This window comes from Hydrogenophaga soli (assembly GCF_054777695.1).
Window position 1 is genome coordinate 338,717 of sequence record NZ_BAAHAK010000004.1, and the last position, 16,967, is coordinate 355,683.

Consider the following 16,967-nt stretch of genomic DNA (forward strand, 5'->3'; position numbering starts at 1 on the left):
CCTCCCGGATGTCCGTGCCCCATCAGCCTTGTGTTGAATCTGTCCCGGCGGCCTCCCTGGCCTCCGGCCCCTTGTCCGAGCACTCTCGTTTGGTGCAGCGCGTGCACCGGCGGTACGCCGATTGGCTGACGCTGCTGCCCGAAGGTCCCCCCACCCGCGAAACCCTCGGCCAGGCCCTGGAGGCCTTGCAGGCCCGCGGGCTGGCGCTGGGGGCTGCGCTTCGGGTCACCCGGCAGCTGCTGATGGCTCGGCTGGCCGTGCTGGACTGCGACCGGCAGGCCGATTTGGCCGTGGTCACCCGCGGGGTGACCGAATTGGCCGAGCTGGCGCTGGATGCGGCAGTCACCCATGCCAAGGCCACCCTCGACGAGCTGCATGGTGCGCCCCTGCGGCCCACCAGCGGAGTGGACGGCGGCAGCGCGGTGGCCCAGGTGTGGGTGATGGGCATGGGCAAGCTGGGCGCCCGCGAGCTGAACGTGTCCAGCGACATCGACCTCATCTACGTCTACGACCACGACGGCGAAACCGCGGGCAACGCCCAGGGGCGCTCGCGCATTTCCAACCACGAGTACTTTGGCAAGCTGGTGCGGCATGTGCAGCAGCTCATTGGCGAGACCACCGAGCACGGCTTTGTGTTCCGGGTGGACCTGGCGTTGCGCCCCAATGGCAATTCCGGCCCGCCCGCCGTGTCGCTGGGGGCGTTGGAAGAGTATTTCCAGGTGCAGGGGCGGGAGTGGGAGCGGTTTGCCTGGCTCAAGAGCCGTGTGGTGGCCCCCACGGCCAGCGTGGCCGATGGCAGCGCCCAGGCCTTGCGTGGCGTGGTGCTGCCCTTCGTGTTCCGGCGCTACCTCGACTACAACGTGTTCGACGCGCTGCGCACCCTGCACCGCCAGATCCGCGACCACGCCAGCAAGCGGGCCGCGGGGCACCCGGAGCGGGCCAACGACGTGAAGCTGTCGCGCGGGGGCATCCGGGAAATCGAATTCACCGTGCAACTGCTCCAGGTGGTGCGGGGTGGGCAGTTCCCCGAGCTGCGCACCCGCCCCACGCTGGACGCGCTGGCCCGCATCACCAAGGCCGGACTCATGCCGCCGCAGACCGCCGCGGCCCTGGCCGACGCCTACCGCTTTCTGCGCCGGGTGGAGCACCGCATCCAGTACCTGGACGATCAGCAGACCCACCTGCTGCCCACCCGCGACGACGACTTGGCCTGGGTGGCCCGCTCCCTGGGTTTTGACGGTGTGTGCCCCTTCCTGCATGCGCTGGACGCCCACCGCGAGGTGGTGGCGCAAGAATTCGATACTTTGCTGGGTGCGCCCACCCCGGGGTGCCGGGGCAAGGGGTGCGCCGGGCGTGCCGACCCACCGGAGTCCGACCTGGCGGCCTTGCTGCTGGGCTTGCCCCCGGCGTTTGCCGAGCGCGTGGCCGCCTGGAGCACCCACCCGCGTGTGCTGGCCTTGCGTGACGACGCCCGCCAGCGGCTGGTTCGCCTGGTGCAGCGCACCGCGGCCTGGCTGGACGAGGGCCGCTGCAACGAGGCCGCCACCCTGCGCATGGCCGACTGGATCGAACCCCTGTTGCGCCGCGAAAGCTACCTGGCGCTGCTGCAAGAGCGCCCGTCGGTGCACGAGCGCCTGCTGCGCCTGTTGGGGGCGGCCCGTTGGCCCGCCAAGTACCTGCTGGCGCACCCCGGCGTGATCGACGAGCTGGCTGGGCGCGAGCTGTTCCAGGAGCGCTTTGATGCCCGCCAGTTCGAGGACGACTTGGCCTCCCGGCTGGCCGCGCTGCGCTCCACCTGTGAAGACGACGAGGAAAGCCTGCTCAACCTGCTGCGCCGCGCACACCATGCCGAGGTGTTCCGCACCCTGGCCCGCGACGTCGAGGGGGTGCTGACCGTGGAGCAGGTGGCCGACGACCTGAGCGCCCTGGCCGATTCGGTGCTGCGGGTCACCGTGCAGTGGTGTTGGCAGCGGCTGAAGCAGCGCCACCGCGAGCACCCGTCGGTGGCCATCATCGGCTACGGCAAGCTGGGCGGAAAGGAGCTGGGTTACGGCAGCGACCTGGACATCGTGTTCGTCTACGACGACGACCACCCGGACGCCCCGGACACCTATGCCCAGCTCATCCGCAAGCTCATCAACTGGCTCACAGTGCGCACCGGCGAAGGCGACCTGTACGAAATCGACACGGCGCTGCGACCCAACGGCAACTCCGGCCTGCTGGTCACCCGGTTTGAAGCCTATGCCAGCTACCAGGAGGGCCGGGGCAGCAACACCGCGTGGACCTGGGAGCACCAGGCCATCACCCGCGCCCGTTGTGTGCTGGGCGATGTGGCGTTGGAGGGGCGCTTCAACGCGGTGCGGCAGACGGTCATCACCGCCCCGCGCGACGCCCAGGCCCTGGCCGGGGAAATCCGCGCCATGCGGGCCAAGGTGTCGCAAGCCCATCCGGTGCCGAGTGGTCGTTTTGACGTGAAACACAGCCCCGGCGGCATGGTGGATGCCGAGTTCGTGGTCCAGCACCTGGTGCTGGCCGAGTCGGGGCGGCACACGCTGTTGCAGGACAACGTGGGCAACATCGCCTTGCTGCAACGGGCCGAGGCCGTGGGGCTGCTGCCCGCTGGCGTGGGGGTTGCGGCGGCTGATGCCTACCGGGTGTTGCGCCAGATCCAGCACCGGGCCCGGCTGGACGAGGCCCCCACCCACGTGGACCCCGACGCGGTGGCCGCAGAACGGGCCGCCATCCAGCGCCTGTGGGCGCAGGTGCTGGGCAACCGCTGAGGCCGCGCAACGGCATGCGTTCCCGGTATTGGTTGGGTCTGTGTGTGGGCCATGCGGTGGTCAGCATGCTGGTGTGGTGGATGGGCGACGGCCTGGGGGCGTGGATGACCTGGCGGGCCGACGACTGGCTTCAGCGGCCCTGGACGCTGTGGACCAGCGCCTGGGTGCACCGCAACACCCCGCACCTCATCAGCAACCAGTTGGCGGTGGGGGCGTTGGCCGCCATGGCCTGGGTGCTGCGGCCCGATGGCCGTGCCAGCCTGGCCTGGGTGTTGGCCTGGCCGCTGATTCCCTTGTGTCAGGTCGGGTGGCCTTTGGTGGGGCATTACGTGGGTTTGTCCGGGCTGGTCCATGCGGCGGTGGCGGTCGTGGCCGTCCAGTTGCTGCTGGGCGTTGAGCGAGGCCCTCAGGTCCGGCGCTGGGGGTGGGTGCTGGCGCTGGGGCTGGGCGTGAAGCTGGGGTTGGAGCAGGCGTGGACACGGCCCGTGGTGTGGAGCGACGGCCTGGGTATTTCGGTGGTTCAGTCGGCGCACCTGGTGGGGGTCGTGGCAGGGGCGCTGCTGACCTGGGGGGCCATGCGGGTGCTGACTCGGCGTGCGAGGGTATCTCTCAATATTGAATGAAAAAATGGCATGTGGCGCTTTATTTATAAGCGATTGATGCTATTGTTTTAATTTTTTCAAGCGGGGGAACTTGTGCGGTGCGCCCGGGGTCTGACCGGAGCAAAGGTTTTCAGGTCGCGAAGCCTGCGGTGTCCGCCACGGACCCCAGAAATCCCGGGACGGTTCTCCTCCTCCCTCCCTCCCTTCTTCGTGTCGGGGCGCTTCGCGGCTCTTTTCTTTTCCCGGTGCTCAGACCGGGGGTCGGGTGTCGACAAAGCTGGGGCGCTGGCCCAGCTTGTCGGCCAGCTTGGCCAGGTTGGGGTAAGGGCCTCGCCAGTCGATGGCGGGGAAGCGGAAGTCCAGGTAACCCAGGGCACAGCCCACGGCAATGTCCGCCAGGCTCAGGTGAACCCCGCAGCAATGGGGTTTGTCGCCCAGGCCGAGCGACATCGCCTTGAGGGCCGCGTGGATCTTGCCCAACTGCCGATCCACCCAGGCCTGGGAGCGTTCGTGCTCCGCACGCAGTGACCACGTCTGTTCCATGCGGGCCAGCAAGGCAGCGTCCAGCACGCCGTCGGCCAGCGCTTCCCAGGTCTTGACTTCGGCGCGTTCGCGTCCGGTGTTGGGGATGAGTTTGCCCACGGGCGAAAGGGTGTCCAGGTACTCCACGATCACCCGCGAGTCGAACACCGCTTCTCCTCCCTCCATGACCAGGCAGGGCACCTTGCCCAGGGGGTTGTAGCGGTCCATCTGGGTGTCGGCGGCCCAGACGTCTTCTTGAATGAACTGGTAGTCCAGCTTCTTCTCTGCCATCACGACGCGCACTTTGCGCACATAGGGACTGGTCAGGCTGCCAATGAGTTTCATGTAAATGTGTACAGTGCCCGGCGGGCTGTTGAAATTCATTGTAGCCAGCCGCTTTTGGCCCTGGCACCCAGCGGGTTGGTCTGCCTTTGCGGTGGCGAGGTCGGGCCTTGCCTACAATTCCGCCCATGTCTGCCGCCAAAACCGCCCCCATTTCCCCCTCTTCTCTGTCCGCCGTGGCCGCGCTGTCGCCCCTCGATGGTCGTTATGCCGCCAAGTTGGCCACCCTGCGTCCGCTCATGAGCGAACAGGGCTACATGCATCGCCGGGTGCAGGTGGAGGTGGCGTGGTTCATCGCCCTGTCCGATGCCGGGTTTGCCGAGTTCAAGCCACTGTCGCCCGGCGCACGGACCTACCTGCTGGGGCTGGTGAAGAATTTCTCCGAGGCCGATGCCAACGCCATCAAGGACATCGAAAAAACCACCAACCACGACGTGAAAGCCGTGGAGTACTGGATCAAGTCCAAGTTCGAGGCCCGCACCGAGCTGGAAGCCGCCGCCGAATTCGTGCACTTTGCATGCACCAGCGAAGACATCAACAACACCAGCCACGCCTTGCAATTGCGCGCCGGCCGTGACGTGGTGGTGCTGCCCGCACTGGACCGAATCCTGCTGAAACTGCGCGAAATGGCCCATGCGTTTGCCGAGGTGCCCATGCTCAGCCGCACCCACGGCCAGACCGCCAGCCCCACCACCGTGGGCAAGGAAATCGCCAACGTGGTCATGCGCCTGCAAGCCGGGGTGGAGCGCATTGCCGCGGTCAAGATCATGGGCAAGATGAACGGTGCCGTGGGCAACTACAACGCCCACCTGTCGGCCTGGCCCGACTTTGACTGGGAAGCCTTCAGCAAGAAAGTGGTGGAAACGCCCGAGCCCCTGGGCCTGGGCCTGACCTTCCAGCCCTACAGCATCCAGATCGAGCCGCACGACTACATGGCCGAGCTGTTCGACGCCGTGGCCCGGGTCAACACCATCCTCATCGACTTCAGCCGCGACGTGTGGGGCTATGTGTCCCTGGGCTACTTCAAGCAAAAGCTCAAGGCGGGCGAGATCGGTTCGTCCACCATGCCGCACAAGGTCAACCCCATCGACTTCGAAAACGCCGAAGGCAACCTGGGCCTGGCCAACGCCATGCTGCGCCACCTGAGCGAAAAGCTGCCCATCAGCCGCTGGCAGCGCGACCTGACCGACAGCACTGTGCTGCGCAACATGGGCGTGGCCCTGGGCTACGCCGTGCTGGCCTACCAGTCGCTGATGACCGGGCTGAACAAGCTGGAGTTGAACGAGGAAGCCCTGGCCACCGACCTCGATGCTGCCTGGGAAGTGCTGGCCGAACCCATCCAGACCGTGATGCGCCGCTTTGGCGTGCAGGGTGCCTACGAGAAGTTGAAGGAAGTGACCCGCGGCAAGACCGTCACCGCCGAAGCCCTCCACGGCCTGATCGCCTCGCTCGACATTCCACAAGCCGAGAAAGACCGCCTGCTGGCCATGACCCCGGGCAGCTACGTGGGCAAGGCCGCGGAACTGGCACGTCGCGTCTGATTGATAATAAAAATGGCCTCTAGCGCTTTTTACATAAGCGCAAGCAGCTATCAAAAGCATAACAATGGCCACCAAATCCACCATCTTCAAGGCCAGCGTGCAGCTGGCCGACATCGACCACGGCTACTACGCCGACCATGCGCTCACGCTGGCCCGCCACCCCAGCGAAACCGACGAGCGCATGATGGTCCGACTGGTGGCGCTGGCCCTCAACGCCCATCACCTCAACACCACCTGCGGGGGGGATGGCACGCTGACCTTCGGTGCCGGCCTGTCTGACCCCGACGAGCCCGATGTGCTGCTGCGCGACTTCACGGGCCAGACCCGTTTGTGGATCGAGGTGGGGCAGCCCGAGGAGAAACCCATCCTCAAGGCCTGCAACAAAGCCGACCGGGTGGCGGTGTATGCCTTCGGTCATGCCGCCGAGGTGTGGTGGAAAAGCATCGCCAACAAGCTGACTCGCCCTCAAAATCTGGAGGTCTGGCGCATCCCGTTCGATGCGGTGGCCCCATTGGCCGCCCTGGCCGAGCGCAGCATGCAGCTCCAAGCCACGGTGCAAGAGGGTGGCCTGACGCTGGGCAATGCGCAAAGCAGCGTGCACCTGGAGTGTGTGCGGTGGCTGTGATGGACGATTTGTTGGTCTTTATTCCCTGGAGTTTGAAGCATGGCCATTGAGCTGTACAACCATCAAGGCCATGTGTGCCTGATGTTCACCCACCTGTCTGACGAGGGAGGCGGTGAGGCGGTGCAGGCCAACCAGTTCCTGGTCATCCACAAAGACACCGGTTGCATCATCGACCCGGGTGGCAACGTGGCCTACAACGAGCTGTTGTTGACCATCGGGCGGTTCTTCCCGCCTCAAAAGCTGGACAAGATCCTGGCGTCGCACGCCGACCCGGACATCATCGCGTCGCTGGACCGCTGGATGACCAGCACCCAGGCCACGCTGTACATCTCCCGGCTGTGGGAGCGGTTTGCCCCGCACTTCTGCAAGCCGGGCAAGACGGTGGGGCGCATCGTCGGCATCCCCGACCCGGGCATGCACATCCGGGTGGGGGACACCGAGTTGGTGGCCCTGCCCGCGCACTTCATGCACTCGGAAGGCAACTTCCAGTTCTGGGATCCGGTCAGCCGCATCCTGTTCACGGGTGACTTGGGCGTGTCCCTGATGGCATCGGCCGATGCCGGGGTGCCCATCACCTCGTTGGCGGCGCACATTCCCAAGATGGAGGGCTTCCACCGCCGTTACATGGTGTCGTCCAAGGTGCTTCGCCTGTGGGCCAACATGGTGCGGGACCTGCCCATCGACATGATCGTGCCGCAGCACGGCGCCCCCCTCAAAGGGCAGGCGGTCTGGGAGTTCATCGACTGGATCCAGACTCTCAGCTGCGGCGTGGACCTGTTGGGGCAAGGCCACTACGCCATTCCTGCGGCCTGAAGCCGCGAACCCCTGGGGCGGCTTCAGGCCTCAGATGGCCCGCTCGGCGTAGCGGTTGAACCGCAGTGCCTCGCCTTCCTGGGTGATGCGGTGCCAAGTGGCCCGTTTTTCAGCGGGCGTCATTTCGGTCCAGCGTTGGACCTCTTCAAACGTGCGGCCACAGCCTTTGCACACCTCGTCGCCTTGCGAGGTGGAGCAAATGGCAATGCAGGGCGTGTCGGGCGTGGTGTCGTACCACGCCAGCCAGGCCTCGCGGGCGGCCTGGGGCATGGAGGCTTCCTCGGCCAGGTCTTGCTGGTGCCAGATCATCAAGGCGTACACCTCGGCCAGCGCCCGCAGCTCGGGGGCCAGGGCCACACCGTCGGGTGACGGCTTGAGGGTGCGCCAGTGGTTGATGGCGGCTTCGATGTCGGTGATGTGAATGGCGGGCATGGGCACAGGCATGGGGCCGTGAGGGTACCCGCAAACGTCAGCGGGTGTCGCCGCGCCGGAAAAAATCCAGCAACTCATCGCGCCGCATGCTGGCGTCGTATTCACCCATGTCCATCAACGCCTGGACAAAAGGCCGTTCGAACAACAGGTAGCTGGCCAGTGCGGCGGCGCTGCTGGCCGTGCCCCGGGTGGTGCTGAGGGCCCCCAGTCCCTCCAGCATGTGCCGGGTGCTTTCGGGCAGCGCCTGGACATGGCGCAAGGCCAGTTCGTCCATGGACTGGGTGGGTTGGATGACCAGCACATCCACCGGCTGGTAGGGCAGGGCCTGCATCAATTCCGAAGGCAGGCTGCGCAGGGTCCGGCTCACGCGTTGGGCCTGCTCCACGTCGGTTTGCAGGGTGTCGTTGAACACGCTGGCCATCGCATGGCCGGCGATGGTGCCGACGCTGGGCTCGTCTTCGTTCTGCCGAACCATGCCCGCCCGCTGGGGTTGTCCCACGCCGATGGCCAGCACCTTGCGGGCCCCCAGGTGAATGGCCGGTGACAAGGGGGAGGACTGCCGCATGGAGCCATCGCCAAAAAACTCCTTGTGCCCGTTGACCCACAAGGGCACGGACCGGAACAGGAACGGAATGGCGGCCGAGGCCATCAGGTGTTCGATGGTGATGGGCTGCATGTCAGCCCGCCGATCGGGGCGACCCCAGGGTTCCAACGGATGGTGAGGGCTGGCTTGGCAGAAGGTCCAGTGCACGCCCGTGGTGTAGCTGGAGGCGGTGACGGCCACGGCCCGCAGCACGTCCTGCTGCAGGTTGCTTTCCAGGCGCATCAGGTCGATGGCGTTGTGCAGCGTGTTCACCAGCGGGGTGCTGTCCAGCAGGGCCCGGTGCTTCTTGACCTGGCGGCTGAGCGCCCATCCGGCCAGCAGGCGTCCGGATCGCGCCCACGTCGGCGTGGCCAGGTCGTAGACCTGCTCGGACTTCAGGGTGGACCAGAAATCGCCCAGCGAAGACAGGGCGGCGAGGCCTTTGTCGGCCACGCTGGCCAGGTAGGTGGCATTCAGGGCCCCGGCGGACGTGCCCAGCAGAATCTGGAATGGAAATGTTGCCGCGCCGCCTTGCGGTGTTTCTCGGGCCAGCATGTGGTGCAGTGCCTTGAGCACGCCCGCCTGGTAGGCCGTTCGGGCCCCGCCGCCCATCAGGACCAAGGCGGTGCTTCCCGTGGTGGGGGTGGGCGTTCGGGGCTGGAGCAGGCTGCTGCTGATCAAGGTGTCCAGGGACATGCCGATGCTTTCTCGGGCTGCTGGTGAACCACTCACCATGGTGCCACCGAAGTGGCCATTTTGGCCGGTTTGGCGAAGCAAAAAAAAACCGCAGAAATCTGACCTGATCCGCTTGTCAGCCCGCCCGAACGGCGGCATAGTGGACTCAAGCGCGCTTCACTGGATCCGTCGGACCAAGGTCTGACGGATGCTTTGTCAACCTGGAGAAACGGAGAGTTAGTATGAATCTCACCATCAGCGGACACCACCTCGAAGTGACGCCTGCCCTGCGCAGCTACGTCTCGTCCAAGCTGGATCGCATCACCCGCCACTTTGATCAGGTGGTGGACGTCAAGGTGCTGTTGACGGTGGACAACCACAAGGAAAAGGAAGCCCGGCAGCGTGCCGAGTGCAACATCCATGTGAAGGGCAAAGACCTGTTTGCCGAGAGTGCCCATGAGGACCTGTACGCGGCCTTGGATGAGCTGGCCGACAAGCTTGACCGCCAGGTCATTCGCTACAAGGACAAGGCCCAGGAGCACCATCACGATTCCGCCAAGCGACTGATGTGATGTTTTTTGTGCATGCGGCAGTTCAACCGACTGTCGCATTGACGCCAAGCCGCCAGAATCTGGCGGCTTTTTTTATCCCACTGTTGTGACAGCCCATGAGGTCGGTATGCATAATCGCGCCTCCTAGGTCTGCATCCATCCGATTGCCATGAACCGTCTTTCTGCCATCCTGCCTGCCACGCAGGTGCTTGTCCACGTGGACGCCACGAGCAAAAAGCGTGCATTCGAGGAGGCTGGGCTTTTGTTCGAATCCCAGCACGGGTTGAACCGGGCATTGATCACTGACAGCCTGTTTGCCCGGGAGCGTCTGGGGTCCACGGGGCTGGGGCACGGCGTGGCCATCCCGCACGGACGCATCAAGGGGCTCAAACAGCCCATGGCGGCGGTGTTTCAGCTGGCCAACCCCATCGGATTCGATGCACCGGATGAAAAACCGGTCAACCTCATGATTTTTCTGCTGGTGCCTGAAGCCGCCACGCAGAAACACCTGGAAATCCTGTCGGAAATCGCCGAGTTGCTGAGTGACAGCAGCCTGCGCGACCGCATGCAATCGGCTCCGGACGCCGAGGCCCTGCACGGCCTGATCGGTGCTTGGCAGTCGGCCCACGCCAGCGCATGAAACCGTCCGTCATCAGCGCCGACGTCCTGTTCGAGGATCATCGGGAGTCGCTGAGGTGGCAGTGGGTGGCGGGCCTGGGGGCGTCCGAGCGCCGGTTTGACGACCTCGCGGTGCGTGCCGCCCGCTCCGGTGCCGATCTGGTGGGTTACCTGAACTACATCCACCCCTATCGGGTGCAGGTGATCGGCGAGCGCGAGGTGTCCTACCTGGCCAGCGCCACCGCGGAAGATTGCGCCCGCCGGGTGGCCCGCATCGTCACGCTGGAGCCTCCGGTGTTGATCGTGGCCGACAACCAGGTGGCCCCCGACGCTCTGGTGTCGCTGTGCGAACGTTCACACATTCCGCTGTTTTCCACCCACGAGTCGGCGGCGTTCGTGATCGACGTGCTGCGGGCCTACCTGTCCAAGCACTTTGCCGAACGCCAGTCCATGCACGGTGTGTTCATGGACATCTTGGGCATGGGGGTGATGATCACCGGCGAGTCCGGCCTGGGCAAAAGCGAGCTGGGCCTGGAACTGATTTCCCGCGGTCACGGCCTGGTGGCCGACGACGCGGTGGACCTGTACCGCATCAACCAGACCACCATCGAAGGGCGTTGCCCCGACCTGCTGCAAAACCTGCTGGAGGTGCGTGGCATCGGTCTGCTGGACATCAAGGCCATTTTTGGCGAGACGGCGGTGCGCCGCCGCATGCGGCTCAAGCTCATCGTGCACCTGGTTCGCCGCGAAACCATGGAGCGCGACTACGAGCGCATGCCCCACGAGCCCCTGTACCAGGACATTCTGGGCATTCCGGTGCGCAAGACCGTCATCCAGGTGGTGGCCGGACGCAACATCGCCGTGCTGGTGGAAGCAGCCGTGCGCAACACCATCCTGCAACTGCGGGGCGTGGACACCTACCAGGAGTTTGTGCAGCGCCAGCGCCGTGCCATGGAGCAGGGCCACTGACCGACGGTGGCCGGGGCCTTGAGTGGCCTAGTTGCGGTGCGGGCAGTTGTCCTTGACGCAGCGGGCGTACAGCGACAAGGCGTGGTCTTCCAACTTGAAGCCTTTTTCTGCCGCAATGGCATGCTGGCGACGCTCGATTTCGGCGTCGAAAAACTCTTCCACCCGACCGCAGTCCACACACACCATGTGGTCATGGTGCTGGCCTTCATTCAGCTCGTAGACGGCCTTGCCTGATTCAAAGTGGCTGCGCGACAGCAGGCCCGCCTGCTCAAACTGCATCAGCACGCGGTAGACGGTGGCCAAGCCGATGTCGGAACGGTCTTCCAGCAGCACGCGGAACACGTCTTCGGCCGTCATGTGCCGTTGGGATCCGCGCTGGAACACTTCCAGAATCTTGAGGCGGGGCAAGGTGGCCTTGAGCCCGTTGCTCTTGAGTTCGTCGATGTTGGTCACGGGGGCGATGAGGGAGGTCGGTTGAAGAGGCGCACGGGCCACGCAGACCCGCCAGTACAATGGTCCGATCATATCGCCGCAGGGCCGATGCGCTCTTGGGGCTTGTCCCTGCCCCGTGCAGGATTTCTTCCCGATCAGACCGATGCTCGATTCGTCAAACCAGACACGCGACCGACGCCTGCACGGGCTGGCCGTTGGGCTTGTGCTTGTGGCCCTGTCGGGCTGTTCCAGCCTCAAATCGGCTGTGGATTCGGTGGGGTCGGTGGGCCAGTGGGTCACGCCTTACCGCATCGAGATCATCCAGGGCAACTTCGTGTCACGCGAGCAGGCTCAGGCGGTCAAGCCGGGCATGCCCCGCACCCAGGTGCGCGACATCCTGGGCACGCCGCTGCTGGTGAGCGTGTTCCATGCCGACCGTTGGGACTACGTGTTCACCTACAAGAAGCCGGGCCTGCCGCCCCAGCAGCGCAAGCTGACAGCCTTCTTCAAGGGTGATGTGCTCGACCACATCGAATCGGACGAGTTGCCGACCGAGGCCGAATTTGTGGCCTCGCTCGATGGCCGCAAACGCGAAGGCAAACCGCCCGTGCTGGAGGCCAGCGAGGAAAGCCTGAAAGAGTTTGCCGAGCGCAACCGTTCCGCCCGGCCCACCCCGGCCAGCGATGCACCGCTGGCCCCGCCCATCGTCAACTACCCTCCGCTGGAAGCTCCAGCCCGCTGATTTTTCATGACACACCACATTTGCGTGGCCGGGGCCAGTGGCCGCATGGGCCGCATGCTGGTCGAAGCCGTGTGTGCGGCCGACGATTGCCACCTCAGTGGCGCCTTGGACGTCTCGTCCAGTCCGGCCTTGGGGCAGGACGCCGCCGCCTTCCTGGGCAAAACCACGGGCGCATCCATCACCGCCGACCTGGCCCAAGGTTTGGGCGGGGCGCATTGCCTCATCGATTTCACCCGGCCCGAAGGCACCATGGCCCATCTGAAGGCCTGCGTGGCGCACCGGGTGAACCTGGTGATCGGCACCACCGGTTTCTCAGACGAGCAAAAAGCCGAAATCGCCCGCGCGGCCGAGCACATTGCCATCGTCATGGCGCCCAACATGAGTGTGGGGGTCAACGTCACGTTCAAGCTGTTGCAGATGGCGGCGCAGGCGCTGTCCACCGGCTACGACATCGAAATCATCGAGGCCCACCACCGCCACAAGGTGGATGCCCCCTCGGGCACGGCGCTCAAGATGGGTGAGGTCATTGCCGAGGCGCTGGGGCGCGACCTGAAAGACTGCGCGGTGTACGCCCGTGAGGGGGTCACCGGTGAGCGTGACCCGTCCAGCATCGGTTTTGCCACCATCCGCGGTGGCGACATCGTGGGCGACCACACCGTGCTGTTCGCGGGCACGGGCGAGCGCATCGAAATCAGTCACAAGAGCAGCAGCCGGGCGGGCTACGCCCAGGGCAGCCTGCGGGCGGTCCGCTTCCTGGCCGACAAGCCCACCGGCCTGTACGACATGTTCGACGTGCTCAACCTGCGTTGAACGCAGGAGCCGCGGGCGCGCCATGGTTCTCTGGCAACACTGGGTTCAGGGCGACGGGCTGACGCGGCTGGTTGTGCTGCTGCTGCTGGTGATGTCCATTGCCTCCTGGGTGGTCATCCTGGCCAAGGTGTGGCTGCTGCGGCAGGCGGCACCTGCGGTGGCGCAATCGGTGGCGACGTTCTGGCAATCGGACCGCCTGGACGCGGCAGAGCAGACGTTGCAAGCCATCGACACCCGGGCCTGGGTGTGGCCGCTGGTGCAGGCCGCCCGGCAAGCCAGTGACACCCCCGCCTCCGGTTTGCGGGCCCGCGCCGGTCTGGAGCAGCGCCTCACCCGCCATCTGCGTGACGCCTTGAGCGCCGCCCAGGCCCGACTGCAATGGGGACAGGTGCTGCTGGCCACCGTGGGGGCCACGGCCCCGTTTGTGGGCTTGCTGGGCACGGTCTGGGGCATTTACCACGCCCTGCAAGGCATGGCCGCCGAAGGGCAGGCCACGCTGGACAAGGTGTCCGGTCCTGTGGGCGAGGCCCTGGTCATGACCGCCGCCGGGCTGGCGGTGGCCATCCCCGCCGTGCTGGCCTACAACGTGCTGGGCCGCTGGGCGGCCGGCACCGAGGCGCTGCTGGACGCGTTTGCCCACGACCTGCGTGCGCTGGCGCTGAACCCCGAAGGCCCGCCCGACGCGGAGGCCTGATGGGCTTTCACACCTTCAGCTCATCGGGTGCCCGGCCTGCCGCCGGGATGACGCCCGCCCACGCGCCGGGTTACCACCGCCCCATGAGCGAGATCAACGTCACCCCGCTGGTGGACGTGATGCTGGTGCTGCTGGTCATCTTCATCGTCACCGCCCCGCTGCTGGTCAGCTCGGTGCGCCTGGACCTGCCCCAGACCGCGGCCGCCCGCCCGTCCGAATCGCCCCGACACATTGCGGTGGTGCTGGACGCCCAGGGCACCCTGCGGGTGGAGGACCAGGTGCTGTCCCGTGCCGCGCTGCTGGCCCGCCTGCAAGCCGAGGCCAAGGCCAGCGCCGACACCGAGGTGCAGCTCAAGGCCGACGCCGGTGTGCCCTACGGGCAGGTGGTCGAGCTGATCGGCCTGGCCCAGCAGGCAGGCCTGTACCGGGTGGGCTTTGTGGCCGAAGCCCCGGCTGCGCCCTAAAATCGTCCGTTCACTTCGGGCACGACCGGACCCCTCCGGTGCCCCTTATTGGTTGCCACACCCATGCAAGACAAATACAGCCACCAAGACGTGGAGCGCGCCGCGCAAAGCCACTGGACCGCCCGTGACGCCTACCGCGTGACCGAAGACGCCAGCAAGCCCAAGTTCTACGCCTGCTCCATGCTGCCCTACCCCAGTGGCAAGCTGCACATGGGCCACGTGCGCAACTACACCATCAACGACATGCTCACGCGCAACCTGCGCATGAAGGGCATGAACGTGCTCATGCCCATGGGCTGGGACGCCTTCGGCCTGCCCGCCGAAAACGCCGCCCTCAAGAATGGCGTGCCCCCGGCCAAGTGGACCTACGAAAACATCGCCTACATGAAGAAGCAGATGCAGGCGATGGGCTTGGCCATCGACTGGAGCCGCGAGGTGGCCACCTGCGACCCCACCTACTACCAGTGGAACCAGTGGCTGTTCCTGAAGATGCTGGAAAAGGGCATTGCCTACCGCAAGACCCAGATCGTCAACTGGGACCCGGTGGACCAGACCGTGCTGGCCAACGAGCAGGTGATTGACGGCCGCGGCTGGCGCACCGGCGCACCGGTGGAAAAGCGCGAAATCCCTGGCTACTACCTCAACATCACCGCCTACGCCCAGGAACTGCTGGACCACGTCCAGATGGACAATGAAAAGGCCACGCTCAACGGCTGGCCCGACAAGGTCCGGCTGATGCAGGAAAACTGGATCGGCAAGAGCGAAGGCGTGCGTTTTGCCTTCACGCACAGCATTGCGGGTGCCGACGGTGCGTTGATCGGTGACGGCAAGATGTACGTCTTCACCACCCGTGCCGACACCATCATGGGCGTGACCTTTGCCGCGGTGGCCCCCGAGCACCCCATTGCGCTGCACGCGGCGGCCAGCAACCCCGCGTTGGCCGCCTTCATCGAAGAATGCAAGACCGGCGGCACCACCGAAGCCGAGCTGGCCACCCAAGAGAAGAAGGGCATGGCCACCGGCCTGTTCGTCACCCACCCGCTGACCGGCGCACAGGTGGAGGTGTGGGTGGGCAATTACGTGCTCATGAGCTACGGCGACGGTGCCGTGATGGGCGTGCCCGCGCACGACGAGCGCGACTTTGCGTTTGCGCTCAAGTACGCCCTGCCCATCCAACAGGTGGTGTCGGTGGCGGGCCAGACGTTTGACAACCAGGTGTGGGCCGAGTGGTACGCCGACAAGCAAAACGGCGTGTGCGTCAACTCTGGCGAGCTGGACGGCCTGAGCCACAAGGCCGCTGTGACCAAGGTGGCCGAGCTGCTGGCCGCCAAGGGCTTGGGCGAAAAGAAAACCACCTGGCGCCTGCGCGACTGGGGCATCAGCCGCCAACGCTACTGGGGCACGCCCATCCCCATCATCCATTGCGATGAACACGGGGCCGTGCCCGTGCCCGAAAAAGACCTGCCGGTGGTGCTGCCGCAAGACTGCATCCCCGACGGTTCGGGCAACCCGCTGCACAAGCACGAAGGTTTCCACGCCGGGGTGACCTGCCCCGTGTGCGGCAAACCCGCCCGCCGCGAAACCGACACCATGGACACCTTCGTGGACTCGTCCTGGTACTTCATGCGCTACTGCGACCCCACCAACGCTGACAAGATGGTTGCGGAAGGTGCCGACTACTGGATGCCGATGGACCAGTACATCGGCGGCATTGAGCACGCCATCCTGCACCTGCTGTACGCACGCTTCTGGACCAAGGTCATGCGCGACCTGGGGCTGGTCAAGGTGGACGAGCCTTTCACCAAGCTGCTGACGCAGGGCATGGTGCTCAACCACATCTACAGCCGCCGCACCGCCAAGGGCGGCAAAGAGTACTTCTGGCCGTCGGACGTGGAGCATGTGTTCGACGAGGCGGGCAAGGTCGTGGGCGCCAAGCTCACCAAGGCCGTGGCCAGTGCCGACGGCGAACTGCCCGTGGGCACGCCCATCGACTACGAGGGCGTGGGCACCATGTCCAAGTCCAAGAACAACGGCGTGGATCCGCAGGACCTGATCGAGCGCTACGGTGCCGACACCGCCCGCCTGTACACCATGTTCACCGCGCCGCCCGAGGCCACGCTGGAGTGGAACGACGCCGCCGTGGAAGGCAGCTACCGCTTCCTGCGCCGCGTGTGGAACTTCGGTGTCAAGCTGGCTGCTTTCAATTTTGAAGCGGACGACGCTTTGGCAGCAAGCGTGGACAGCCTGAAAAGCATTCCATTTGGCAAGGCCGCCAAGGCCCTGCGCCTGGAGATGCACACCGTGCTCAAGCAGGTGGACTACGACTACCAGCGCATGCAATACAACACCGTGGTGTCGGGCTGCATGAAGATGCTCAACGCCCTGGAGGACTTCAAGTCCACCGGCGAACCCGGTGACGGCGTGGCGCTGATCGAAGGCTTCTCGCTGCTGCTGCGCTGCCTGTACCCGGCCACCCCCCACATCGCCCACGTGTTGTGGCAGGACCTGGGCTACGCCAGCCGTTTGGGGGATCTGCTGGACTCGCCCTGGCCCAAGGTGGACGAGTCGGCCCTGGTGCAGGACGAAATCGCCCTGGTGCTGCAGGTCAACGGCAAGCTGCGTGGCGAGGTGCGGGTGCCCGCGGGGGCCGACAAGGCCGCCATCGAGGCCGCCGCGCTGGCCAGCGAAGCCTTCCTCAAAGCCGCCAACGGAGCCCCCGCCAAAAAGGTGGTGGTGGTGCCGGGCCGTCTGGTCAACGTGGTGGTTTGAGCG

General features: G+C 65.6%; 17 protein-coding genes. 13 read left to right on the forward strand and 4 right to left on the reverse strand.

The features are described from left to right. Window positions 1–8 precede the first annotated feature (8 nt). Both glnE and ACYVB7_RS09730 read left to right on the forward strand, forming a co-directional pair. A complete protein-coding gene (glnE, locus tag ACYVB7_RS09725) occupies window positions 9–2,780 on the forward strand; it encodes a bifunctional [glutamate--ammonia ligase]-adenylyl-L-tyrosine phosphorylase/[glutamate--ammonia-ligase] adenylyltransferase (protein ID WP_460506852.1) in 2,772 nt (923 codons plus the stop codon). A gap of 14 nt (window positions 2,781–2,794) precedes the next feature. Next, window positions 2,795–3,403, forward strand: a complete 609-nt coding sequence (locus ACYVB7_RS09730) for a rhomboid family intramembrane serine protease (protein WP_460506854.1) — start codon at window positions 2,795–2,797, stop codon at window positions 3,401–3,403. A gap of 228 nt (window positions 3,404–3,631) precedes the next feature. On the opposite strand, the gene ACYVB7_RS09735 is transcribed toward ACYVB7_RS09730, so the two are convergent. Beyond that, a complete protein-coding gene (locus ACYVB7_RS09735; RefSeq protein ID WP_460506856.1) occupies window positions 3,632–4,249 on the reverse strand; it encodes a glutathione S-transferase C-terminal domain-containing protein in 618 nt (205 codons plus the stop codon). A 125-nt stretch (window positions 4,250–4,374) separates the two neighbouring features. On the opposite strand from ACYVB7_RS09735, the gene purB reads away from it, so the two are divergent. The 3 genes from purB to ACYVB7_RS09750 all read left to right on the forward strand — a co-directional run bounded on the left by purB (window position 4,375) and on the right by ACYVB7_RS09750 (window position 7,225). Then, entirely contained in the window at window positions 4,375–5,787 is a 1,413-nt protein-coding gene (gene purB / locus ACYVB7_RS09740; protein WP_460506858.1) for an adenylosuccinate lyase, read from the forward strand. 64 nt (window positions 5,788–5,851) lie between these two features. After that, window positions 5,852–6,412 (forward strand): YaeQ family protein, encoded by a 561-nt coding sequence (locus tag ACYVB7_RS09745; RefSeq protein WP_460506859.1) that lies wholly within the window; start codon window positions 5,852–5,854, stop codon window positions 6,410–6,412. Window positions 6,413–6,451: 39 nt separating this feature from the next. Continuing rightward, entirely contained in the window at window positions 6,452–7,225 is a 774-nt protein-coding gene (locus ACYVB7_RS09750; RefSeq protein ID WP_460506861.1) for an oxygen-binding di-iron domain-containing protein, read from the forward strand. Between the two features lie 30 nt (window positions 7,226–7,255). On the opposite strand, the gene ACYVB7_RS09755 is transcribed toward ACYVB7_RS09750, so the two are convergent. Further along, window positions 7,256–7,657, reverse strand: coding sequence for a DUF3717 domain-containing protein (locus ACYVB7_RS09755; RefSeq protein WP_460506863.1), 402 nt, complete (start codon window positions 7,655–7,657; stop codon window positions 7,256–7,258). Window positions 7,658–7,694: 37 nt separating this feature from the next. Continuing rightward, a complete protein-coding gene (locus ACYVB7_RS09760; RefSeq protein WP_460506865.1) occupies window positions 7,695–8,936 on the reverse strand; it encodes a patatin-like phospholipase family protein in 1,242 nt (413 codons plus the stop codon). 221 nt (window positions 8,937–9,157) lie between these two features. Here ACYVB7_RS09760 and hpf point away from each other — a divergent pair, with 221 nt between their 5' ends. The 3 genes from hpf (at window position 9,158) to hprK (ending at window position 11,053) form a co-directional block, all read left to right on the forward strand. After that, entirely contained in the window at window positions 9,158–9,487 is a 330-nt protein-coding gene (hpf, locus tag ACYVB7_RS09765; RefSeq protein WP_460506867.1) for an HPF/RaiA family ribosome-associated protein, read from the forward strand. Between the two features lie 148 nt (window positions 9,488–9,635). Continuing rightward, window positions 9,636–10,106 (forward strand): PTS sugar transporter subunit IIA, encoded by a 471-nt coding sequence (locus ACYVB7_RS09770; RefSeq protein WP_460506870.1) that lies wholly within the window; start codon window positions 9,636–9,638, stop codon window positions 10,104–10,106. After that, entirely contained in the window at window positions 10,103–11,053 is a 951-nt protein-coding gene (gene hprK, locus ACYVB7_RS09775; RefSeq protein WP_460506872.1) for an HPr kinase/phosphorylase, read from the forward strand. Before ACYVB7_RS09770 ends, hprK begins: the two co-directional genes overlap by 4 nt. Window positions 11,054–11,080: 27 nt before the next feature. Here the strand turns inward: hprK and fur are convergent, their stop codons facing one another. Then, window positions 11,081–11,506 (reverse strand): ferric iron uptake transcriptional regulator, encoded by a 426-nt coding sequence (fur, locus tag ACYVB7_RS09780; RefSeq protein WP_460507037.1) that lies wholly within the window; start codon window positions 11,504–11,506, stop codon window positions 11,081–11,083. A 142-nt stretch (window positions 11,507–11,648) separates the two neighbouring features. On the opposite strand from fur, the gene ACYVB7_RS09785 reads away from it, so the two are divergent. The 5 genes from ACYVB7_RS09785 to leuS all read left to right on the forward strand — a co-directional run bounded on the left by ACYVB7_RS09785 (window position 11,649) and on the right by leuS (window position 16,964). After that, window positions 11,649–12,227 carry an outer membrane protein assembly factor BamE gene (locus tag ACYVB7_RS09785; protein WP_460506874.1) on the forward strand — a complete coding sequence of 193 codons (579 nt, stop codon included), beginning with the start codon at window positions 11,649–11,651 and terminating at the stop codon, window positions 12,225–12,227. 6 nt (window positions 12,228–12,233) lie between these two features. After that, window positions 12,234–13,037 carry a 4-hydroxy-tetrahydrodipicolinate reductase gene (gene dapB / locus ACYVB7_RS09790; RefSeq protein ID WP_460506876.1) on the forward strand — a complete coding sequence of 268 codons (804 nt, stop codon included), beginning with the start codon at window positions 12,234–12,236 and terminating at the stop codon, window positions 13,035–13,037. 22 nt (window positions 13,038–13,059) lie between these two features. Next, window positions 13,060–13,731 carry a MotA/TolQ/ExbB proton channel family protein gene (locus ACYVB7_RS09795; protein WP_460506878.1) on the forward strand — a complete coding sequence of 224 codons (672 nt, stop codon included), beginning with the start codon at window positions 13,060–13,062 and terminating at the stop codon, window positions 13,729–13,731. Between the two features lie 47 nt (window positions 13,732–13,778). Then, window positions 13,779–14,195 carry an ExbD/TolR family protein gene (locus ACYVB7_RS09800; protein WP_460507039.1) on the forward strand — a complete coding sequence of 139 codons (417 nt, stop codon included), beginning with the start codon at window positions 13,779–13,781 and terminating at the stop codon, window positions 14,193–14,195. A gap of 63 nt (window positions 14,196–14,258) precedes the next feature. Then, the gene (gene leuS, locus ACYVB7_RS09805) at window positions 14,259–16,964 is read left to right on the forward strand and encodes a leucine--tRNA ligase (RefSeq protein WP_460506880.1); all 2,706 of its coding nucleotides are present in this window, start codon (window positions 14,259–14,261) and stop codon (window positions 16,962–16,964) included. Window positions 16,965–16,967: the final 3 nt, after the last annotated feature.